20 protein-coding genes are annotated in these 19,762 nt (G+C 60.7%); 14 read left to right on the forward strand and 6 right to left on the reverse strand.

Annotated features, from left to right (window positions below):
- The first annotated feature begins 17 nt into the window (after window positions 1-17).
- The 6 genes from dapE (at window position 18) to AB5Z02_RS14125 (ending at window position 6,369) form a co-directional block, all read left to right on the forward strand.
- Window positions 18-1,145: a succinyl-diaminopimelate desuccinylase gene (gene dapE / locus AB5Z02_RS14100; protein WP_005337931.1), complete on the forward strand. Its 1,128-nt coding sequence runs from the start codon at window positions 18-20 to the stop codon at window positions 1,143-1,145.
- Window positions 1,142-1,831: a M15 family metallopeptidase gene (locus AB5Z02_RS14105; protein WP_368216218.1), complete on the forward strand. Its 690-nt coding sequence runs from the start codon at window positions 1,142-1,144 to the stop codon at window positions 1,829-1,831. The genes dapE and AB5Z02_RS14105 overlap by 4 nt, the downstream gene beginning before the upstream one ends.
- Window positions 1,828-1,974 carry a hypothetical protein gene (locus tag AB5Z02_RS14110; protein ID WP_005337933.1) on the forward strand — a complete coding sequence of 49 codons (147 nt, stop codon included), beginning with the start codon at window positions 1,828-1,830 and terminating at the stop codon, window positions 1,972-1,974. The genes AB5Z02_RS14105 and AB5Z02_RS14110 overlap by 4 nt, the downstream gene beginning before the upstream one ends.
- A 280-nt stretch (window positions 1,975-2,254) precedes the next feature.
- On the forward strand, window positions 2,255-3,982 hold the full coding sequence (locus AB5Z02_RS14115; RefSeq protein ID WP_193859776.1) for a potassium/proton antiporter: 1,728 nt from the start codon (window positions 2,255-2,257) through the stop codon (window positions 3,980-3,982).
- A 43-nt stretch (window positions 3,983-4,025) separates the two neighbouring features.
- Window positions 4,026-5,129 carry a beta-N-acetylglucosaminidase domain-containing protein gene (locus AB5Z02_RS14120; protein WP_368216219.1) on the forward strand — a complete coding sequence of 368 codons (1,104 nt, stop codon included), beginning with the start codon at window positions 4,026-4,028 and terminating at the stop codon, window positions 5,127-5,129.
- Between the two features lie 31 nt (window positions 5,130-5,160).
- Window positions 5,161-6,369: a sodium:proton antiporter gene (locus tag AB5Z02_RS14125; RefSeq protein WP_005359338.1), complete on the forward strand. Its 1,209-nt coding sequence runs from the start codon at window positions 5,161-5,163 to the stop codon at window positions 6,367-6,369.
- Between the two features lie 73 nt (window positions 6,370-6,442).
- On the opposite strand, the gene AB5Z02_RS14130 is transcribed toward AB5Z02_RS14125, so the two are convergent.
- On the reverse strand, window positions 6,443-7,075 hold the full coding sequence (locus AB5Z02_RS14130) for a LysE family translocator (protein WP_005344345.1): 633 nt from the start codon (window positions 7,073-7,075) through the stop codon (window positions 6,443-6,445).
- A 232-nt stretch (window positions 7,076-7,307) separates the two neighbouring features.
- Between AB5Z02_RS14130 and AB5Z02_RS14135 the strand changes: the two genes are divergently transcribed.
- From AB5Z02_RS14135 to AB5Z02_RS14150, 4 genes are all read left to right on the forward strand, one after another.
- Window positions 7,308-8,930, forward strand: a complete 1,623-nt coding sequence (locus tag AB5Z02_RS14135) for a methyl-accepting chemotaxis protein (protein ID WP_368216221.1) — start codon at window positions 7,308-7,310, stop codon at window positions 8,928-8,930.
- A 175-nt stretch (window positions 8,931-9,105) separates the two neighbouring features.
- Window positions 9,106-9,636, forward strand: a complete 531-nt coding sequence (locus AB5Z02_RS14140; protein ID WP_005350438.1) for a DUF1523 family protein — start codon at window positions 9,106-9,108, stop codon at window positions 9,634-9,636.
- Window positions 9,633-9,929, forward strand: coding sequence for a winged helix-turn-helix domain-containing protein (locus AB5Z02_RS14145; protein ID WP_335849310.1), 297 nt, complete (start codon window positions 9,633-9,635; stop codon window positions 9,927-9,929). The genes AB5Z02_RS14140 and AB5Z02_RS14145 overlap by 4 nt, the downstream gene beginning before the upstream one ends.
- 74 nt (window positions 9,930-10,003) lie before the next feature.
- A complete protein-coding gene (locus AB5Z02_RS14150) occupies window positions 10,004-10,273 on the forward strand; it encodes a putative quinol monooxygenase (protein ID WP_368216329.1) in 270 nt (89 codons plus the stop codon).
- Between the two features lie 135 nt (window positions 10,274-10,408).
- Here AB5Z02_RS14150 and AB5Z02_RS14155 read toward each other — a convergent pair whose 3' ends face one another.
- Complete coding sequence (locus AB5Z02_RS14155) at window positions 10,409-10,876, reverse strand: hypothetical protein (protein WP_005350434.1); 468 nt, start codon at window positions 10,874-10,876, stop codon at window positions 10,409-10,411.
- Window positions 10,877-10,909: 33 nt separating this feature from the next.
- On the reverse strand, window positions 10,910-11,845 hold the full coding sequence (rihA, locus tag AB5Z02_RS14160) for a pyrimidine-specific ribonucleoside hydrolase RihA (protein ID WP_368216222.1): 936 nt from the start codon (window positions 11,843-11,845) through the stop codon (window positions 10,910-10,912).
- 255 nt (window positions 11,846-12,100) lie between these two features.
- Between rihA and AB5Z02_RS14165 the strand changes: the two genes are divergently transcribed.
- Window positions 12,101-12,796 (forward strand): RluA family pseudouridine synthase, encoded by a 696-nt coding sequence (locus AB5Z02_RS14165; RefSeq protein ID WP_368216224.1) that lies wholly within the window; start codon window positions 12,101-12,103, stop codon window positions 12,794-12,796.
- Window positions 12,797-12,949: 153 nt separating this feature from the next.
- On the opposite strand, the gene udp is transcribed toward AB5Z02_RS14165, so the two are convergent.
- Complete coding sequence (gene udp / locus AB5Z02_RS14170; protein ID WP_368216225.1) at window positions 12,950-13,705, reverse strand: uridine phosphorylase; 756 nt, start codon at window positions 13,703-13,705, stop codon at window positions 12,950-12,952.
- 382 nt (window positions 13,706-14,087) lie between these two features.
- Between udp and yiaY the strand changes: the two genes are divergently transcribed.
- From yiaY to AB5Z02_RS14185, 3 genes are all read left to right on the forward strand, one after another.
- Window positions 14,088-15,239 carry an L-threonine dehydrogenase gene (gene yiaY / locus AB5Z02_RS14175; protein WP_201936862.1) on the forward strand — a complete coding sequence of 384 codons (1,152 nt, stop codon included), beginning with the start codon at window positions 14,088-14,090 and terminating at the stop codon, window positions 15,237-15,239.
- Between the two features lie 136 nt (window positions 15,240-15,375).
- Window positions 15,376-15,714 carry an outer membrane protein assembly factor BamE gene (gene bamE, locus AB5Z02_RS14180; RefSeq protein ID WP_005337980.1) on the forward strand — a complete coding sequence of 113 codons (339 nt, stop codon included), beginning with the start codon at window positions 15,376-15,378 and terminating at the stop codon, window positions 15,712-15,714.
- Between the two features lie 171 nt (window positions 15,715-15,885).
- Window positions 15,886-16,515 carry an NAD(P)H-binding protein gene (locus tag AB5Z02_RS14185; RefSeq protein ID WP_368216226.1) on the forward strand — a complete coding sequence of 210 codons (630 nt, stop codon included), beginning with the start codon at window positions 15,886-15,888 and terminating at the stop codon, window positions 16,513-16,515.
- A gap of 146 nt (window positions 16,516-16,661) precedes the next feature.
- Here AB5Z02_RS14185 and AB5Z02_RS14190 read toward each other — a convergent pair whose 3' ends face one another.
- Window positions 16,662-18,356, reverse strand: coding sequence for an aspartate aminotransferase family protein (locus AB5Z02_RS14190; protein ID WP_368216227.1), 1,695 nt, complete (start codon window positions 18,354-18,356; stop codon window positions 16,662-16,664).
- Window positions 18,357-18,580: 224 nt separating this feature from the next.
- Complete coding sequence (locus AB5Z02_RS14195; RefSeq protein ID WP_368216228.1) at window positions 18,581-19,597, reverse strand: lipoate--protein ligase A; 1,017 nt, start codon at window positions 19,595-19,597, stop codon at window positions 18,581-18,583.
- Window positions 19,598-19,762 lie beyond the last annotated feature (165 nt).

Below are 19,762 nucleotides of genomic sequence, written 5' to 3' on the forward strand. Positions count from 1 at the left end.
ACAACTAAGGACAACTGATGTCGGATGTCATCGCACTGGCCAAGGATCTGATCCGCCGCCCCTCCGTTACCCCCCTCGATGAAGGGTGCCAGACCCTGATGGCGGAGCGCCTCGCCAAGCTCGGGTTTGTCATCGAGCCCATGGTGTTTGAAGACACCACCAACCTCTGGGCCCGCCGTGGCAGCGAAGGGCCGCTGTTCTGCTTCGCCGGTCACACCGACGTGGTGCCCGCCGGGCCGCTGGAGAAATGGCACACCCCGCCGTTCGAGCCGACCATCAAGGATGGCGTGCTTTACGGGCGCGGCGCCGCCGACATGAAGGGTTCGCTGGCTTCCATGGTGGTAGCAGTCGAGCGCTTCGTGGCCGAGCATCCGGATCACACCGGGTCCATCGCCTTTCTCATCACCTCCGATGAGGAGGGGCCCTTTATCAATGGCACCACCCGGGTGATCGACACCCTGGAGGCCCGCAACGAGAAGATCCGCTGGTGCATCGTCGGCGAGCCCTCCTCCACTGCCGTGGTCGGAGATGTGGTGAAGAACGGCCGCCGCGGCTCCATCACCGGCGATCTGCTGGTGCGCGGGGTGCAGGGCCATGTGGCCTATCCCCATCTGGCGGACAACCCCATTCACAAAGCCGCGCCAGCGCTGGCGGAACTCGCTGCCACCGTGTGGGATGAGGGCAACGCCTACTTCCCCCCCACCAGCTTCCAGATCGCCAACATCTCGGCCGGCACCGGCGCCTCCAACGTCATTCCGGGCGAGCTGCAGGTGCAGTTCAACTTCCGCTTCAGTACCGAACTGACCGACATGGATATCCGCGAGCGGGTCGAAGCGCTGCTGGATAAACATGGCCTCGATTATCAGCTGAGCTGGACCCTCTCCGGCCAACCTTTCCTCACCTATACCGGCGCGCTGCTCGATGCGGCTGTGGCTGCCATCGAGGCGGTGAACGGTCAGCGACCGGCCCTGCTCACCACTGGTGGCACCTCCGACGGGCGCTTTATCGCCCCCACCGGCGCCGAGGTGATTGAGCTCGGGCCGGTCAACGCCACCATTCACAAGGTGAACGAGTGCGTGAAGGCGGACGATCTGGATCTGCTGGCCGACATGTACCAAGGGGTGCTCGAGAGATTGCTGGCATGACGCAGGAACAACTGCTGGGGCTCGACGAGAGCCACCTTATTCTGGTGGGGCGCGGCCCCCATCGTCTGACTGCCGCCACCGCCGCGGCCTTCAACGACATGCAGGTGGCAGCCGCCTACGAGGGGTTCAATCTGCAGGCGGCCTCCAGCTGGCGGGGCTTCGAGCGCCAGCTCGCCATCTGGAATGGCAAGTGGCGCGGCGAACGGCCACTGCTCGATGCCAACAGCCAGCCCATCGATGCCCTGCAACTGGGCGAGACAGAGCGGCTGCACGCCATCCTGCGCTGGAGCGCCCTGCCCGGCACCAGCCGTCACCACTGGGGGACCGATCTCGATATCTACGACCCGGACTGTTTGCCTGCCGATACCAAACTGGCACTGGAGCCGTGGGAGTATGAAGCCGGGGGCTGGTTTGCGGATCTCAGCGAGTGGCTCAGCGACCATATGAGCGACTTCGGCTTCTTCCTCCCTTATGCCAAACCGGTCGGGGCAGAGAGCGGGGTCGCCTACGAGCCTTGGCATATCAGCTTCTCGCTGGAGTCCGACGAGCAGCGACTCGATCCCGCGGCACTGGCGCTTTGCCTGCAACAGGCGGATATTGAAGGCAAGTCGACCATATTGGCCAACCTTGATGAAATTTTGGCCCATTATGTCACCACCTGTCCTGACGAAAGGAAAATCCCATGAATCTCTGGCTGTGGATAGGGTTGCCGCTGCTGTTCCTGCTCGGGCTGTTTCTCAATGCCATCAAAGACATGAAACGGCTTGAGAAGCAGTTGCCCAACTACAAGGACAAGATCCGCGAAGTGAAGGATGACGAGGACGACTGAATCCCGCCCCCATCCCGTGGGGAGCACCCTTGTGCTCCCCTCTCCCTCTGCCGTGTCGTTTCGCTTTTCCCCGCCCTCTCCTCCCTGCGCATCCTGAAATCGACGCTCCTTTGACTCCGCTTTCGTTAACCCCGTCACTGTCAGAATATGGCGCGGCCATGCTGAAAAAAGGGATGAAAAATGTAAGAAAGTGCAAATTGATGCACAAATAAGCCACACAAGGGGGGCCTAACTGCATATAATGTGCCTACTTTGCACATTACCAGGAAGGAGTTCGCCCTTGGATGCCGCTACCATCAACAGTTTCTTTTTTGTCGCTGCCCTGTTGGTGGGAGCCAGCGTACTGTTGAGCGCCCTCTCTTCCCGCCTCGGTATTCCCATTCTGGTTATCTTCCTCGCCGTCGGCATGCTGGCCGGTGAGGATGGCCCAGGTGGCATCCACTTCGCTGATTACTCCATCGCCTATCTGGTGGGCAACCTGGCGCTTGCCATCATTCTGCTCGACGGCGGCATGCGCACCCGGGTCTCCTCGTTCCGGGTAGCGCTCTGGCCTGCCCTGTCGCTGGCGACGGTCGGGGTGGCCATCACCACCGGCCTGACGGGTCTGGCCGCTGCCTGGCTGTTTGACCTCAACCTGATGCAGGGGATGCTGATCGGCGCCATCGTCGGCTCCACCGATGCGGCGGCGGTCTTCTCCCTGCTTGGCGGACGCAGTCTCAACGAGCGGGTGAGCGCCACTCTGGAGATCGAGTCAGGCAGCAACGACCCCATGGCAGTGTTTCTCACCGTCACCCTGATCGAGGTGCTCGCCACCGCCCAGCAAGGGCTGGATGGGGGCTTCCTGCTGCTGCAACTGGTCAAGCAGTTCGGTCTTGGCGCCGGGATCGGCCTTGGTGGCGGCTGGCTGCTGTGGCGCCTTATCAACACCGCCCGCTTGGCGCCGGGGCTCTATCCGCTGCTCACCGTCAGCGGCGGCCTGCTGATCTTCGCCCTCACCACGGCGGTGGGTGGCAGCGGCATTCTCGCCATCTATCTCACCGGTCTGTTGCTCGGCAACCTCGCCCTGCGCAGTCGCAGCACTACCTTGTCGGTGCTGGACGGTCTGACCTGGCTCAGCCAAATCGGCATGTTTCTGGTGCTGGGGCTGCTCGCCTCCCCCCACAAGCTGCTGCCCATCGCCCTGCCCGCGCTGGCGCTGGCGATGTGGATGATCCTGTTTGCCCGCCCGGTGTCGGTCTGGATCGGGCTGCTGCCGTTCAAGAACTTCGCCCCCCGCGAGCGCTGGTTTATCTCCTGGGTTGGCCTGCGCGGCGCCGTGCCCATCATTCTGGCGGTGTTCCCCATGATGGCGGGGCTACCCAACGCCCAGCTCTACTTCAACGTCGCCTTCTTCGTGGTGCTGGTCTCGCTGATTTTGCAGGGCAGCTCGCTACCGCTGGCCTCAAAACTGGCACGGGTGGAGGTACCGGCACCGCCGTCGCCCATCAACCGCTCAGGGCTCGAGATCGATCTCGACAGCCAGTGGGAGACCTTCGTCTACCAGCTGGGGGAGGAGAAGTGGTGCATCGGCTCGCCACTGCGGGATCTGCAGATGCCCACCGGCACCCGGATCTGCGCCCTGTTTCGAGGCCGCGAGCTGCTCCACCCCTCGGGCAGTACCTGTCTGCAGGCCGATGACATCCTTTGCGTCATCGGTCACGAACGCGACCTCCCCGCCCTCGGTCAGCTGTTCAGTCAGGCGCCGGAGCAAGATCTCGGCCCCCGCTTCTTCGGTGACTTCCTGCTGGAAGCAGCCGCGCGGCTGGAGGATCTCGCCCCTCTCTACGGGCTGGATGTGAGCGAGGTGGCGGATCAGACACTGGGTGATTTTATTGCCAGCCAGTTGGGCGATAATCTGGTGGTCGGTGACAACATCGAATGGCAGGGCCTGATCTGGACCGTGGCCGAAATGGACGAGAGCGTGCCGGGCAAGATCGGGGTGCGCTTTCAGGAAGAGGACCCGGTCTGACCGACCGTCCCGTATCAAGTCCCCAGCAAGAAGGGAGAGAGTTATGCCATATCAAAGTTTGCTGTCCGGCCCCCTGCCCCCCGCTGCCAATCTGGGGGTCATTGAAGGCTTTTTTGGCAAGGGATGGAGCTGGCAGGCCCGCGCCCGCTACGCCCAGTGGCTGCCACGCCATGGTTACGGCTTCTATATCTATGCACCGAAAGAGGATGGCTATCTGCGTAAGCACTGGGCCCTCCCCTGGCCCGAGCAGCAGCTGGCCGATCTCGCCGAGCTGGCGCGCCAGTGCCGCGCCAACGGGCTCGCCTTCGGGGTGGGCTTGAGCCCCATGGGGGCGCATCACAACTACGATCGCAAACGCTCGGCGCTGCTTGAGAAAGTGCGCCTCATCGACGAGATGCTGCAGCCTGACATTCTGGCAGTGCTGTTTGACGACATGAAGGGGGATACCCCGGACCTGGCCCGTCACCAGCTCACCATCGCCCACGATATCGCGGCCCACAGCAAGGCAAGCCGCCTCATCTTCTGCCCCAGCTACTACTCGACCGATCCGGTACTGGAGAAGGTGTTTGGCGCCATGCCTCCCCGCTATCTGGAGGAGCTTGGCGAACAGCTCGACCACCGCTTCGAGATCTTCTGGACCGGCCCCAAGGTCTGCTCCAGCGAATATCCGGCCAGCCACCTCAAACAGGTGACCGAACTGCTCGGCCGCAAGCCCTTCCTGTGGGACAACTACCCGGTCAACGATGGCAGCAAGGCGAGCAGCTACCTGCACCTGCGCGCCTTCGAGAACCGCCCCGCCGAGTTGGCGGATCTGCTCGCCGGCCACGCGGTCAACCCGATGAAGCAGGCAGCGCTCTCCGCCCTGCCCCTCGCCACCCTGCCGATGAGCTACCGACTCGGCAAGCAGTACGACCCCGACAAGGCGCTGCATGCCGCTCTCAACGCCACCTGCGGCCCGCAGATCTCGGCGATGATCGAGGCCGACCTGCCGCTGTTTCAGGATCTGGGACTGGCACAGCTCACCCCCGAGCAGATTGCCGCCCTCAAGGCGCGCTATCTGCCGTTTCGTGACCAATCCTGCGTAGACGAAATCGTGCGCTGGCTGGACGGGGAGTATGTGTTCGACCCCGACTGCCTGACCGATTAACCCCCCCCTACGGGGGCAGAAAGGAGGTTGTATGGATGCACACCTGCTTTACCAGAATCTGGCGGTGATCGCCGCCTTCTTGCTGGTCTACAGCCTGATCGCGGGGCGCTTTGAATCAAAACTGGTCAACGGCCCCCTGCTCTTTCTGCTGACCGGCTGGCTGCTGGGGCCGGGAGGGCTGGAGCTGCTCTCCCTCTCTATCGACAGCGCCGGCATCAAGCTGCTGGCCGAGCTGACGCTGGTGATTGTGCTGTTCAACGATGCCGCCAACACCAACTGGCAGGTATTGCTGGCCAACCGCCAGCTCCCTATCCGGCTGCTGCTGATTGGCCTGCCCCTCACCCTGCTCTGTGGCGCCCTGTTTGGCCACTGGATCTTCCCCGACTTGCCACTGCTGGAGATGGCGATCCTCTCGACCATTCTCGCGCCCACCGATGCGGCGCTCGGCAAGGCGGTGGTGAGCAACCCCGCGGTGCCTGCACCTGTGCGTGAAGGGCTCAATCAGGAGAGCGGCCTCAACGACGGCATCTGCGTGCCTGTGCTGCTTCTGCTGCTGGCCCTTATCGCCCCCACCGAGCAGCACGCAGGCACCGCCACTCTGGCTATCACCCTGATGCTGGAGGAGATCGGTATTGGCCTGCTGGTCGCCTTTGTACTGACCAGCCTCACCATCCGGCTGCTGAAAATCTCCTATCTCAATGGCTGGCAACTGCCGCTCTGGCGTCAGCTCACCATGCCGGGGCTGGCCCTGCTCTGCTTTGCGCTGGCCCAGACTCTGGGGGGCAGTGGCTTTATCGCCGCCTTTGTCGGCGGCCTCTTTATCGGCCACCGCCTCGGCGAGCACAAGCACGCCTATATGGACAGCTGCGAAGGCTACGGCGACCTGCTCTCCGTGGTGATCTGGATGGTGTTTGGTGCAACCCTGATGCCCATTCTGCCGGAGCTACTGCACTGGCAATACTGGCTCTATGCCATTGCCAGCCTCACCCTGCTGCGGATGGTGCCGGTTTGGCTCAGCCTCATCGGTACCGGCCTCAAGCCGGAGCTCAAGCTCTTTATCGGCTGGTTCGGCCCGCGGGGCCTTGCCAGTATCGTCTTTGCGGTGATGGTGCTGCAAAATGAGCCCTCCCTGATTGGCCAGCGCCCCATCATCGCCACCGTGCTCTGCACCATCATATTGAGCGTCATCCTGCACGGCCTCACCGCCAACCCATGGGTTGAGCGTTTCAAGCCTCGCTGAGCCACTCGGCGCCCATATAAAATGCCACCGAGCGGTGGCATTTTTCTTTTGTGGCGAGGGTCACTGACGGCTCTTACCCGAGCGCCAGCCAGACTCCCACCCCCAGCATCAGGGTACCGGCGATGCGGTTCATCAGGGTGACGTTGCCGCTCTTGGCAAGGAAGTGGCGCAGGGTGCGGCCGCCGCTGGCGTAGAGCAGCAGGCAGGAGAACTCGATGACCAGAATAAGCGCCACCAGCGCGCTGATCTGCGGCGCCATCGGCTTGTCGGCAGAGATAAAGGGGGGCAGCAGGGAGATCATGAAGGCCCACCCTTTGGGGTTGGCGATGGCGGTGACAAAGCCCTGCAGCGCCAACCCCATGGCGCTGGTCTGTTGACCGGCCGAGAGATCCGCCGGAATGGCCATCTTCCCCTTGGCCTGCCACATCTGAATGCCAAGCCACACCAGATAGGCGCCCCCCACATATTTGAAGGCGGCAAAGATCCCCGGATAGTTGAGCATGATGGCTGCCACCCCGATCACCGACAGCACCGAGACCAGCCCGACCCCGATCAGCTCCCCCCACATCATGTGCAGGGTTCGGCGCACCCCCAGGCTCATCCCCAGCGTCATCGACAAGGTCATGCACATGCCGGGGGTCACCGAGACAAAGAAAAAGGTCGGGATAAACAGAGCCAGAATGGCCGGATCGATCCAGCTGGACACAACACACCTCCATATGACGAGAGCGGGAAATCACGAAAACGGGACAGGATTGACACAACCCAGCCAGTTGTACCACATATTCAGGGGATAAAGCGCTCAATCATGCCTAAATGGCTCCTTTCTCACAAGAAAAAACCTTTTCTTCAGCAAATTTCAGCAATAAAAGCCTGTGACAGCTCCTGACGTGCATGTGTAATATGTCGGCTCCTCCAATTCCGGATTAGAGCCATTTATGTCATTGAATAATCTATCAATACGTGTCCAGGTCTTGATACCTTTGCTGCTGGCCAGCCTGCTGATGATGGTGATGATCGCCATCAGCAAACAGGGTCTGGATGAAGCCATCAATGACATAGATGAGACGACCCAGACCGTGGTCCAGCACAAGGACGATATTGCCAAACTGATCCACGCCACCTACCGGCTGCGTACCAGCGCCATCTATGGCCTCTACGATGCCAAGCTGTTTGCCGCACTGCCCGCAAACCTCAACAGCGCCGAGCAGGAGATCAACGCCATCCTCGGCCGTCTGGTGCTCCCCGGTGCCGAGCAGGATAACCGTCAGGTCGCTGCCGCCCTGCAGGCCTACCTCAACCATACCCGCAGCAACATGCTGCCGCTGCTGGCGCAAAAACATCAGGGTGGCGGCGATCCGGTCGCCTACGAGGCGGCTCGCCTCCATTTCCGCGAGCTGGGTGAACAGCTGATCAAGCAGATCGACAGCATGTCCGCCCACATCAACCAGCTGATCCAGCAAGAGCTGGCCGAAGAGCAGGCCCACTACGAAGCCACCCTGCTGCGTACCCTGCTGCTCACCGCCGGTACCCTGCTGGCGGCGCTGATCTGTGGCTGGGTCCTCTCCGGGCGCATCGTCAGCCCCATCAGTCAGCTGCAAGAGGTGATGCACGCCGTGGCGCAAGGGCGCTTCAACGTGCGCGCCAAAGCGGAGGGCAACAACGAGCTGACCCGTCTGGCCAAAGATATCAACCTCACTCTGGGGCAACTTGGTAGCACCATCGAGAACCTGACCGGGATCAGCAACAGCGTCGCCTCCGCCGCCACCGAGCTGGCCGCCGTGATGACCCAGTCCGAGGCCAATGCAAAGCAGCAGCACAGCGAGATCGAACAGGTCGCCTCCGCCGTGACCGAACTCTCCAGCACCGCTGACAACGTCAACCACAACGCAGCCATCGCCGATGAGCTGGCGCGGGATGCCAATGGCCGGGTCGAACAGGGGCTCGCCCTCTTTACCGAAAGCATTGCCGCCAACAGCCGGATGGCGGGCAGTCTGGAAGATGCCGCCGCCATCGTGGCCCAGCTCAAATCCCAGTCCGAGCAGATTGGCAAGGTAATTGAAGTGATCCAGGGGATCTCCGAGCAGACCAACCTGCTGGCGCTCAATGCCGCCATCGAAGCGGCCCGTGCCGGTGAAACGGGTCGTGGTTTTGCGGTGGTGGCCGACGAGGTGAGAATGCTGGCAGCCCGTACCCAGGACTCCACCAAGGAGATCCAGGCCATCATCGAGCGGCTACAGAGCCAGTCCCAATCCGCCAACAACGGCGTGCAGGAGACTCTGGAGATCCTCAGCCATAACCAGCGCTTGTCCGCTCAGGTGCAGGACCTGCTAAGCGGCATTACCGGTGCCGTGCGCCAGATCAACGACGCCAACGCCCAGGTCGCCACCGCCGCCGAGGAGCAGTCCTGCGTTACCGCCGACATCAACCGCAACATCACCAATATTCACGAGATCGTGAGCCAGAGCTCCGCTGGCATCAGCCAGAGCGCCAGTGCCAGCAACGAACTCTCCCAGCTCGCCGAGCAGCAACGCAAACAGCTGGCCCAATTCCAGCTGTAAGCGCACAAAGTGAACCAGACAAAAAGGCCCGCAAGGGCCTTTCTTGTTGATGGAGCAATGGCTTTGTCTCTGTTTTAAACGCCATTTTTTGGCCGTTGGTGCCATAAGGGGCTGGGCTGAGGGGGAAAATGTGAGTATGGTAGAGGCACGTCACTCCCCCTCACGTGAGCACACCATGAGCCTGAGATTCAAGAAACCCGCTTTTATCGCCTTGGGGCTCATCGCCCTCATTTCCGCCGCCTGGCTCGACTACTACCTGCCGGAGCACACCATCGCCACCATCACCGGGGTCGAGGTGAAGCGTACCGACAAGGATGGCCCTATCAGCCAGAAGAACCCGGCTGACGGCCCCACCACCGATGTCTACTACATCTACACCGAGCGCCCCGGTGAGAAGATCCGGGTGTTCCGCAACGAAGATACCGAGTGGGGCTGGCCCTTCTACTTCAAGTTCAACGCCGCCGACGTCCAGGCCAAGGCCAAGTCCATGGAGTTCGAGAAACGCCTGGCCATCATCACCTCTTACGGCTGGCGCGTGAACATGTTCTCCATGTTCCCCAACGTCACCAAGATTGAGAGTACCGAGCCTGACGCCTCCACCTGGAGCTTCTTCCGCTGGTTCTGGTTCGGCCTCTGGGCGCTGGTGATGGGCAAAGCAGCCATTGCGACCTGGCGCTACTTCGATCGTCTTGAGGACGAGCTATGAGTGAGCCGAGCAAGACCCGCACCAGCTTCTACCGGCGGCTCTACGTGGCTTGGCTGATCAGTCAGGGCACGGATACGGTGCCTGCCATTATGGAGGTGACCGGCATGCCGCGCCGCACCGCGCAGGATACCCTGACGGCACTGGCCGAACTCGATATCAGCTGCGCCTTCGAGCAGACCGAAGGGGCTCGCCACCTGCAGGGGCACTACCGCATCAGCGATTGGGGCCCCATCAACCCTGACTGGATTGCAGCCCAGCTACCTCTTATCAAGGAGACGCTGAGCTATCCCTGACCCGAGTGTTATGCGCTTCACATAAACAAATCAGATACATCTGCAAAAATTTAAAAGGATGAAAATTGAGCAAGGTGATTCTAAAAGGCTTCATTGTTGTGCCACAAGCTGAGTTAACTGCTGTTATCAATGAGCTAGACAATCATATTCGTTTGACGAGATTAGAGGATGGTTGTCTGATTTTTGAAGTCACGCAAAACGAAGAAAACCAGTATCGGTTCGAGGTATATGAAGAGTTTAAAGATCAAACTGCTTTTGATAGCCATCAGCTAAGAGTTAAATCGTCTAAGTGGGGTAAAGTTTCTGTTAATGTTGAACGTTATTATGAAGTTACTGTGAGTTGAACATAACAAACGCCTCGAGAAGGAATGCCAACGCGTGCCGTGCCAGCCCCTTAGGCGGGCGAAGGGGAACAAAATAGAGGGGCCAGCCGGCAAGGCTGGCCCCTCTTTTTTCAGGCCGATGGCATGACAGGCGCCCTACTCGGGCATGGCCGAATCCTCAAGCTCCCCGTCAGACTCGCCGCGAGTGCAGTCGATGATGGAGCGCTTGGGGTTGTTGGGATCGCGCAGCAGCAGAGGGGCTGAGCCCTCGTCATGCTTCTGCTCGTCACCAAACTCGCTGCCGTAGGCGTTGTGGGTCAACCGGCGGGCATTGGCGATGGGAGTATCGACAAAGAGAGCATGCACTTCGAAGCTGGAGGCTGGCACGATAAAGCCGACCACCGGCAAGCCGTGCAGCTCCTCGTGCACCTTGTACCAGGCAAAGCCGTCACTCACCTTGTAGGGGGTATAGTTGGCCAGTTGTAGATTGGCGGGCCTGCCCGTCTCATCCACATAGAGATCGGTAAATTCACAGGTCGCCAGCCCCTGCCACATCCGCTCGAATGGCGTCGCACAGCCTGTCAGTTGCAACCCGGCCAGCAGCACCAAGCCTCTCTTCCACATTCCCCGCCCCTTCTTGCAAAAATGAACCGGCGCTCAGTCAAACGCCCGCAGCCGCGTCACCAGCAGATCGATAAAGCCCGGACGATCCAACCCCAACAATACCAGCGCATTGACTGGCTTGCCGGTCAGACCATAACGATCCACCACCGTCATCCCCACGGTATGCTCACCCCGGGTCTCGATATCGACCCGGCACTCGACCCCGTGGAACAGCTCGGGAGCCAGCAACCAGGCAATGGTACAGGGGTCGTGGAGCGGTGCACCAGCAAATCCCCACTTGGGATCCCGATGGTAGATCATGAAAAAGTCGAGCAGCCCGGCCACGCACTGGGCAACCGGATTGGTGATGGCGCGCACCCGCTCGATATCCTCATCCATCACTTGCGCCTCATGGGTCACATCAAGGCCACACATGGTAATTGGGATGCCCGACTTGAACACCATATCGGCAGCTTCCGGGTCCACATAAATATTGAATTCCGCCGCAGGCGTCCAGTTGCCGGCCCCTGCTGCGCCCCCCATCAATACGATGCGAGCGATCTTGGGTTTGAGCTCGGGGTGAGCCGCCAGCAGCAGGGCGATATTGGTTAGCGGGCCGGTCGGCACCAGAGTCACGGGCTCCGGGCTCTCGCGCAGACATTTGGCCATCAGCTCGATCCCCGTCATCCTCTGCGGTGCAAAGGCGGGATCCGGCAACTTGGGGCCATCGAGGCCCGATTCGCCATGGACGTTGTCGGCGATAATCAACTCGCGGGCCAGCGGTTTCGGCGCCCCGGCCGCCACCGGAATATCGTCCCGCCCCAGCAAGGTGAGGATGCGCAGGGCATTGTTGAGGGTCTTGTCCGGCGTCTGGTTGCCCGCGCTGGTGGTGACCGCCAGCACGTCAAGTTCAGGGCTGGCCAGCGCCAGAATGAGGGCGATGGCGTCGTCGTGGCCGGGATCACAATCGAGAATAACGGGCAGTGCCATGGGATGAGTCCTTACAACATAACAGGGAGCCATACCTTAACAAGCAAGCCTCGGATGAACTCGGGAGGGGGTCACAAAACGGGGCCTTGTTGCTGACCTGGGCGGTTTGCACGGCACACCGCCCCGCTCAACGCGGCTCATTATCAAAAGGTTGCATGGCGTCATCCCATTCATTTTCCGAGGCTGCGCACCGCCCATTCGCCCGGCAGCGCCGGTTCGGGTATGATCGCCCCCCGTTTTCTGCCCGTGCCACCTATGTCCGTTATCGTCGACACCTTTATTGCCCCGCCCTGCAGTACCGCCATCGAGATCCTGTTTGAAGATGAGCACCTGCTGCTCATCAACAAGCCAAGCGGCCTGCTGAGCCTCTCGGGCAAAAATCCGCAGAATCTCGACTCGGTTCATTATCGACTGGTGCAGGATTTCCCCGGCTGCACCCTGGTGCATCGCCTCGATTTTGGTACCTCAGGTCTCATGGTGGTGGCCAGAAACAAGGCCATCAATGCCCTGCTCTGCCAGCAGTTCAGCAAACGGGCGGTGAGCAAGGCCTACAGCGCCCAGCTCTGTGGCCATCTGGCCAGTGATGAAGGGCTTATCGATGCCCCCATCGCCAAGGATCCGGCCCTCTTTCCGCTGATGAAGATTTGCGCCGCCAGCGGCAAACCCGCCCGCTCCCGCTATCAGGTGATTGAGCGGCTGGAGTTGCAGATGCAGGGGCAGACCGTGCCTTTGACCCGGGTACGACTGGTGCCGGAGACCGGCCGCACCCATCAGCTGCGCATCCACAGCCAGCTGCTGGGTCATCCCATCCTAGGTTGCGATCTCTATGGCGGTCTGCTGCCGCCCGGCTGCGAACAGGCACCGCGGCTGATGCTGCACGCCAGCGAGCTGGATTTTACTCATCCGGTGAGCGGCGAGCCGATGCAAGTGCGCTGTCCAGCGCCGTTTTAGAGGCAATAGGTAGAGGCAGCCAGCAGAGACAACCAGCGCAAGTGCGACGGGATCAGTGAAAGGCGTGACGGGAGAGGAAAAGCGGTAAACGGCGGATAAAGATAGGGGCCGCGCTTTCGCAACGGCCCCCACCCCCCACTCTTTGTGGTGCTATCAGATCAGCTTGCGGGCAGCGCCCAGTACGATCTTGATGGCATCAGATTCGGTCTTCGCCATGGTCTCGGCGTTCGGGATCTCTTGCTGGGTACGGTTGACGATAACGCCAGCCACCATACCGGCACGCAGGCCCTGGCTGGAGCACATGGTCAGCAGGGTTGCGGACTCCATCTCATAGTTCAGCACGCCCATAGCTTGCCACTCTTTCATGGAACCCTTGAAACGGCTCACTACGCGGCCGGATACGGTGTCGTAACGCTCCTGACCCGGGTAGAAGGTGTCAGAGGAGGCAGTCACACCGATGTGCAGCTTGGAGCCCATCTCTTTGGCGGTGTTCACCAGCGCGGTGGTGCAGTCGAAGTCGGCAACAGCCGGGAACTCCATCGGTGCAAAGTGCAGGCTGGCACCGTCGAGGCGCACGGAACCGGTGGTCACGATCACATCACCCACGTTCAGGTGCGGCTGGATGGCGCCGGTGGTGCCGATACGCAGGAAGGTGCGGATACCCAGCTGGGCCAGCTCTTCTACCGCGATGGAGGTGGACGGGCCACCGATACCGGTAGAGCAGATGATCACGGCCTTGCCGTCCATCTCGCCGCGCCAGGTAGTGAATTCACGATGGCTGGCCAGGTGCACCGGGTTATCCAACAGCTCTGCGATACGCTTCACGCGCTCGGGGTCACCGGGGACGATCGCCAGGGTGGCGCCTTGCAGATCCGCTTTCTTCAAACCCAAGTGAAATACATCAGACATATTGGACTCCTGGTTGCCCCCTGCCAGCATGGTCAGGGCACAAGTTAAGATGATTCTTTATGATACTTTCAAGCCTTTACCCCCCTCTTCGGGGAGGCGCCAACTATGGTCGAAAGCGCTTTCCAATTCCTTGAAGCGCCTCACACTTCCACGCATTGACAGTGACAAACATTGCGCAAAACGTTTGCTAACTCAATGAAATAATTGACAAACGTTTTTCTGTAAATCGAGTCAGATGCGGGAAAGTCAAGCTTGGTTCAGCGCTTAATTAACGACTCGTGATCGACCCCGTAAAGTTGTAAACAAGATGCTTTTGTATCCCTTTCTAGATGGTAGCCTAGCTCTTAACTACCACTTAATGGCTAACTATAGGAAGTCCATCATGGCTACATTCAAGTTCTATATTCCCGCTATCAACCTGATGGGTGCCGGCTGTCTGCAAGAGGCTGCCGCCGATATCAAGGGTTACGGCTATCGCAAGGCGCTGATCGTCACCGACAAAATCCTCAACCAGATCGGCGTGGTCGCCAAGCTCACCACCCTGTTGGCTGAACATGGCATTGAAAGCGCAGTTTTCGATGAGACCAAACCCAACCCCACTACCAGCAACGTTGAAGCGGGTCTGGCGATGATCAAGGCCAACGGCTGCGACTGCGTCATCTCGCTGGGGGGCGGCTCGCCCCACGACTGCGCCAAGGGCATTGCGCTGGTCGCCGCCAACGGTGGCAGCATCAAGGATTACGAAGGGGTGGATCGCTCCGCCAAACCGCAACTGCCGCTTATCGCCATCAACACCACCGCCGGTACCGCCTCCGAGATGACCCGCTTCTGCATCATCACCGACGAAGCGCGCCACGTGAAAATGGCCATCATCGACAAGCACGTTACCCCGCTGATGTCGGTCAACGACCCCGAGCTGATGCTGGCCAAGCCAGCGGGTCTCACCGCCGCCACCGGTATGGATGCCCTGACCCACGCCATTGAGGCCTATGTCTCCACCATCGCCACCCCGGTGACCGATGCCAGCGCCGTGATGGCCATCGAGCTGATTGCCAAGCACCTGCGCACCGCCGTTCACCATGGCGATGACCTGCATGCCCGCGAGCAGATGGCCTACGCCCAGTTCCTGGCCGGCATGGCCTTCAACAACGCAAGCCTGGGCTATGTGCACGCCATGGCCCACCAGCTGGGCGGTTTCTATGACCTGCCCCACGGTGTCTGCAACGCCGTGCTGCTGCCCCACGTTCAGGCGTTCAACGCCCAGGTGAGCGCGGCTCGTCTGAAGGATGTGGCCCGCTATATGGGTGTAGACGTGAGCGCCATGAGCAACGAACAGGGCGCTGCCGCTGCCATTGCCGCCATCAAGCAACTGGCGCTGGATGTGAAGATCCCAGCCGGTCTGGAGCAACTCGGAGTCAAGGCCGATGACTTCGATACCCTGGCCAGCAACGCCCTGAAAGATGCCTGCGGCTTCACCAACCCGAAACAGGCGAGCCACGAAGAGATCGTCGCCATCTTCCGCGCGGCGATGTAACAGCAGCCGGATTGCCAGAAAGGGTCGCAGTGCGACCCTTTTTATTGGCTGATGGATCAATGGCTTTTTACTTCCGTGGAGGGAGTCGGTATGATTTGCCGAGCCAAAAAGACTGTATGGATGATCTGAACTCGATATGCGGATGAAACACCTGATTGCCGCGGCTTTGACCGCCCTCACCCTCTCCGGTTGCAGCCTGGTCTATCGTATCGATATTCCCCAGGGCAACTATGTGGAACAAAAACAGGTCGACAAACTGCGCCAGGGGATGACCCGCGAGCAGGTCAGCTATGTGCTGGGGACCCCCATGCTGCGTGACGGCTTTGACCCCAACACCTGGTACTACCTCTATGAATTCCAGCCGGGCCACGGCGACAAGGAGCGCAAAGAGCTCACTGTCACCTTCGCCAATGACAGGCTGACCACAGTGACGGGTGACTTCCCGCTGCCAGCCGCTTTCAATACCCCGCTCTGATATCCCGCAAAACCGGCCTCGCGCCGGTTTTGTTTTATCCAGCCCCGCGTAATTCATCCTGCCCGACAACACTGAGTCATTCCTCCCCATTGCAGCTGCTCGCAAATTGCCTGATGCTGATGAGCAGCCACCATGGCATCAACACCATCGAATGACACAGGGAGAATCCCCATGAGCCGGATCCTGATTGCCGGAGCCAGCGGCCTGATCGGTCGCGAACTGGTGCAGCAACTGCCTGCCGAACATGAACTGACCCTGCTCTGTCGCAAGCCGGGCAAGGAGGCGCACCACTGGCTGCCGGTCAATTTTGATGATCTGGCCAGCGTCACCCTCTCCCGCCCGGTGGATATCGCCTTCTGTGCCCTCGGTACCACCCGCAAGGAGGCGGGCTCTGCCGAGGCGTTTCGCCGGGTCGATCTCGACTATGTGGTCGCCTTTGCCGAACTGGCCCGCCGCCACGGCTGTCAACGCCTCATCGTGGTCTCGAGCATGGGAGCCAGCGCATCGTCCCCAGCGCTCTATCCGCGTACCAAGGGGGAGATGGAGCAGGCCCTGCTGGCCCAATCCTGGCCACGGCTCGCCATCGTACGCCCCGCCATGCTGCTCGGGAATCGCCAGCCACCGCGCCTCTCCGAGCAGATCTTTCAGACCATCTATCCGCTGTTTCGGCCACTGCTGGTGGGCAAGCTCGCCCGCTGGCGCGCCATCGAGGCCCGTCAGGTGGCCCGCGCCATGATCGCCCTCTCGAAACTGCCTGCCGGGTGCGAGATTGTCGAGAACGAGCAACTGCTGGCACTCTGAGCCCGACCTTCCCCACTACTTAAGCTCTATGCCGTAAAAACAGCAGGGCAAGCCAACCGGCTTGCCCTTTGTCTATCTGTTGGCGTGATACACCCCAACCACCTCTTGCCACCATTGACCGCGCTCGGCAGTCAGGGCAACCGCCATCAACCGCGAATATGGTCGATAAAGGCGTCGATCTGCTCGCGAGTGCAGGCCGGATTCATAAAGACTGCCTTTTCCCCGGCGATGTAGGAGTACTTGCCGCGGGCGTCATAGTCGGAGTGGGCCACCGCCTCCACCCAGTTGGTGTAGAGCCCCACCTTGCCGCGCCCCTTGAACAGGCTGCGGTGATACTCGGTGTTGCGCTGCAGCCGAGCCTTGTAGGCAGGATCGCTGGAGCGGGCCAGCTCGAAGGCGAATTCGACTTCAGGATCGCTCACCCACTCGGGGTTGTAGATCTTGAAGCCGACGCTCGGCCCCTGATTCTCCTGCGCCACCAGCTTGACGTTGCCAAGCTGGCTTAACCGGAAGCGGAAGTAATTGGCATTTTGCAGGCAGTGGGCCAGCACGGTGCGATACCCCTCCACCCCCATATAGTTGAGCGCAGCATAGGCACCAAACAGACCGCTCGCGCCGCGGGAACACTCGATGGTGGATTGCAGGTGGGTCTGGCCCTGAATGTCCCGCTCGAAGTAGGAGAAGTTCTCCGGGTCATTCTCCATCGCCTTGAGGTCATCCTGCTCCTTGAGCATCACCAGACTGGAGGTGTAGGGCACATAGCCCCACTTCTGGAAGTCGACGGTGAAGGAGTCGGCATATTTGAGCTCGGCAAAGCGCGCCACGTTGCGCTCGATCCCCGCCAGAGTGGCGCTGTTGATGGCGAGCGGGTTGGCGGCAAAGTCGTAACCCAGGAAGAAGATCATCGACCAGCCGATGGCGGCGTCGACGTGGATATGGGGCTTGACCGCCACCTCGAACTGCTCGCAGAGGCGATTGCGCAGCTCGAACACGGGTTTCACCTGATCCACCCCGAACGTGTCGGTGGTGCCCATGGTGAGCATGATGGTGGGCACCACGTGTTTCAGGGCAAAACAGGCGGTCAGGGTGCGCTCGAGGTGGTCGAGATCGATGTCATTGTTCTCCCCCACCTGAATGCGGATAGTCTTGTTCTCGATATCGACCCCGAGCAGGGAGAGGTTGGTGATGTTGGAGTAGTGACCGCCCTGGGAGTTGATGATGCGGTAATCCTGATAGTGGCCTAGCCCCTTGTGCTTGGCCTCCGGCAAGGTTTTGCGAATGCCGAGCAGGTAGCCGTAGAGGTTACAGAAGGTCCCCCCCTGGGTGAAGATGCCGGTGGCCCGCTCGGGGTCATAGCCTGCCAGCAGCGCAATCTGGCGCACCACCTTCTTTTCCAGCTCCTCGGCGACCCCGGCGTATTCGGAGTAGACCAGATTGGGGTTGGCCAGAATGCCCAGCTGGGCACCGTAGATGGCGGGATCCGCCGACATGGTGATGACGTTCTCGACGCTGGAGGGGTTCTCCCAATCCTTCGATAGAGCAGCGGCAAACAGCAACTCGGCCATCGGCTCGCCCGGGGTGCGCATGGTGGCGGGCACCGGCATGGTCTCGCAGAGATCGGCCAGGCGGGCACGGCCATCAGGCCAGGCGTTCAGGCGGGCATCCGGCGCCAGGCCACGGGCCCGAAATTCGTTGAGGGTGGCAAATCCGGGTTCGCGAAAAACGGGCCAGAGATCGGGATTGCGCGAGAAAAAGTTGGCTTTGACGGTGGCGAAACGGGCGGAGAAATCGGGGTGGACGGCATTGACGCTTTCGTCTTGCAGATAAACTAAGTCACTCATTTTTATACCATTAGTACAGCAAATGTGCGGCCGTTATACCCCTGTACCAGCGGGGTAGACAGCGACAATATCTAATGGCCTACCCTACTTTTTGTCATGTATCAGCCATCACAAGGGCTGGCAAAAAGGCGCCTTTGAGGCGCCTCTTTATATTTCGTGATCTTGCTCCCATCCTGGCTGACAGCACCCTCACTACCAGACCGCCATCAGTGCAGTGCCCCCCCTCAACGCAGGGAGGCCAACAGCCACCGGGCAAACTCCGCCAGCTCACTCTGCTGTTGCGGAAGGGCCGCCAGCCAGGGCTGCAGGCGCGCGGAAACCGCCTCCGGTCGATAGCCGCAACCCGCCAGTTCGGCCGCCAGCAGATCAAACGGGGCCGGCTCCAGAGTATCGCTAAAGAGCTGCGCCCGGGTGATGACCCCTTTCTCCACATCAAAGTGCAGCTCCACCCCGCCCCAGCTGAACCGCTCCTCCAGCAGATGGCTGAACGCCGGGGCATGGCCATAGTTCCACTCCCAGCTGCGCTGGCGGGCGAAGGTCTCGGCAAAGCCCGGCAGATCCGGCATCTGCTTGGGGGAGATATGCTCGGGCTCAACTCGCGCGCCGTAATGGTGGAAGAAGGCCTCCTGCAGCGCCTCGCTCACCTGTTGATGGTCGATCCCCGGCAGCAGTTCGCACAGATTGGCCACCCGGCTGCGCACCGAGGTGATCCCCTTGGCCGCCAGCTTCTTGGGGTCGGGGTTGAGGTAGTTGGCAAGGCGGCCGAGATCGGCGTCCAGCAGCAAGGTGCCGTGGTGAAACCCGCGATCCAGGGTCTCCCGATAGGCCGATCCCGATACCTTGCGCTCCCCGTCCGGGGTCGCCACCAGCAGATCGTTGCGACCGGAGGCAAAGGCCTCGATCCCCAATCGTTTGAGCCCGTCCAGCACGATGGCGGTGGAGACGCTCTTGTCATACTCCGGCTTGCCCGCCATGAAGGTGAAGCAACTGTTGCCAAGGTCGTGGAACACGGCGCCGCCACCGCTGCTGCGACGCGCCAGGGTCACCCCGTCCTCTTCCATGCGGCGGGTATTGCACTCCTTCCACGGATTCTGGGCCCGGCCGATCACCACGGTATTGGCGTTGCGCCAGAGGAACAGCACCCGCTGGCCAGGGTCCATCTGGCGGAAGATGCACTCCTCGACGGCCAGATTGAACAGGGGATCGTGAGAGTCGGAGACAAGCAGACGCAAGCGGGACATAAAAAGACCTTATCCGGAACTGGGGGCAGCATGATAACACTGACGGGGTACCATCACTGAGCCATCGCACATTAACCGGTGCGCAGCAGCCGCGATACATTTGCGTCACACCTGACCGCCCCATAAAAGTATCTATTGATATAACGACACAGCTTGACGTGCAAC

The sequence above is a fragment of the Aeromonas sp. R2-3 genome, from assembly GCF_040908375.1.
Lineage (GTDB): Bacteria > Pseudomonadota > Gammaproteobacteria > Enterobacterales > Aeromonadaceae > Aeromonas > Aeromonas veronii.